Source organism: Parablautia muri (assembly GCF_009917485.1).
Classification (GTDB): Bacteria; Bacillota; Clostridia; order Lachnospirales; family Lachnospiraceae; genus Suilimivivens; species Suilimivivens muri.
In genome coordinates this window covers 1-1225 of sequence record NZ_QZDT01000174.1, presented here as the reverse complement: position 1 = coordinate 1225, position 1225 = coordinate 1, and the positions used below count along the sequence as shown (strand labels likewise).

Annotated in this window: 1 protein-coding gene; it reads right to left on the bottom strand. The window is 43.3% G+C overall.

Annotated elements, in window-relative coordinates; translation table 11 throughout:
• Positions 1 to 1146 (bottom strand): IS3 family transposase gene (locus tag D5281_RS25020; RefSeq protein ID WP_277935634.1). Its coding sequence is split into 2 segments (ribosomal slippage), with 1147 coding nucleotides annotated over them: positions 1 to 894 and positions 894 to 1146; the frame shifts between segments, so codons are not numbered across the junction. This gene is flagged as partial in the annotation.
• Positions 1147 to 1225: the final 79 nt, after the last annotated feature.

Sequence of the window (1225 nt, the reverse complement as noted above, 5' to 3'; positions counted from 1 at the left end):
TTTTTTTAAGTTCCTCATCCTCCTTTTGCTGTGGTGTCAAATAACCAATAGAGCTATGTATCCGCTTACGATTATACCAGCCTTCTATGTATTCAAAGATTGCTCTGCGGGCTTCCTTTGAATCTTGGTAAGTATGAAGATATATTTCTTCCTTTTTCAGTACAGAATGAAAGGATTCAATGCAGGCATTATCGTATGGATTTCCCTTACGGCTAAAGGAATGCAGGATTTCTTTCCTGGCCAGGCAGTCTTCAAATGCCTGGCTCGTATACTGGCTTCCAAGGTCGCTGTGCAAAATGATCCCTTTTGTATCCCTGACGTTCAGGCACGCATTCTCTACCGCTTTCACTGCCAGTTCCGCTGTCATAGATGTGCCATAGGCATAGCCGATGATTTTACGGCTGCACAAATCCATGACAGATGCCAGATAAGTCCATCCTTCTTTCTGCACATGGATGTAGGTAATATCTGTGCACCATTTTTGATTGATGGTTTCTGTTCCAAAATCACGTTTCAGGATATTCACTTTATCATCTGGGATACTGCCATGATTGGCATGGTAGTTGTACTTCTTTACTACCACAGAGCGCAGTCCCTGCTCTGCCATATGCCTCTGGACCCGCTTGATACTGCAGGGTGTCCCAGCGCCACCTAGTACACGGCATAGTTTGACAGCCCCGTATCTGCGTTTGGAATCCTCAAAGGCCTGTTTCACTTTCCTGCTGAATTCCTCATACTCCATGTTCTTATTTGAAGGTACACAAACCAGAGCCTTGTAATAGGTACTCCTTGGAAATTTCAAGGCACTGCAAAGCTGTGATACAGAGTAGTTGGTTAAGTTGTTCTGGATAAATGCAACAATCTCGGCTATTGTTCTTTTGCGAATATGGCGGTCGCTTTTTTTAATATTTCATTCTCGATCTTAAGGCGCTGGATTTCTTTCTGGAGAGCCTTATACTCCTTGAGGGTAAGTGTTTCCTCCTCTGATACCTTGATAGGGGAAAGCTGCTTTACCCAGCCGCTAATCGTACTCCGATTTACGCCATATTCACGTTCCAGTTGTGGATACGATGTTCCTCCGGCATTATACAGATCCACGATCTGCTGTTTAAACTCCGGAGTGTAAGATTTTTGATTTTTCGCCATGTTGAACATCTCCTTTGCTCTTTCATTTGATAGTATAGGTTGTTCAACTTTTTCTGTCCACACTTATATACTAACACCA